We start from the raw sequence: 405 nt of genomic DNA on the forward strand, positions 1-405 counted from the left end.
CGGCCAGCGGCGGCACTGGACGCGGCGGATGGCCCGCAGGCCGACCGTGCCCGCGCGCAGCGGTTCGACGAGATACCGGGCGGCGGCCACCGCGTCCTCGACGGCGAGGTTGATGCCGATGCCGAAGACGGGTGACATCGCGTGTGCCGCGTCGCCGATGCAGAGCAGTCCCGGGCGGTGCCAGCGCCGTAGGCGGTCGAGCCGTACGTCGAGCAGCTTCACGTCGTCCCACGACCCGAGCGCGTGCACCCGGTCCGCGAGCCAGGGGACGGCAGCCGTGAATTCGCCCATGAACCGGTCGAGACCGGCGGCGCGACGCCGGGTGTCGGTTCCCTTGGGGATCAGTGCGGCGCACTGCCAGTAGTCCCCACGGTCGATCATGGCGCTGAAGAACCGGTCGCCGAC

General features: G+C 72.3%; 1 protein-coding gene. It reads right to left on the reverse strand.

Features of this window, described 5'->3' with window-relative positions; translation table 11 throughout:
• The coding region (locus AC1DUE_RS20520; RefSeq protein WP_477041246.1) for an FAD-dependent monooxygenase at positions 1-405 on the reverse strand (405 nt) is incomplete at both ends.

This window comes from Cellulomonas sp. P4_A2 (genome assembly GCF_056402515.1).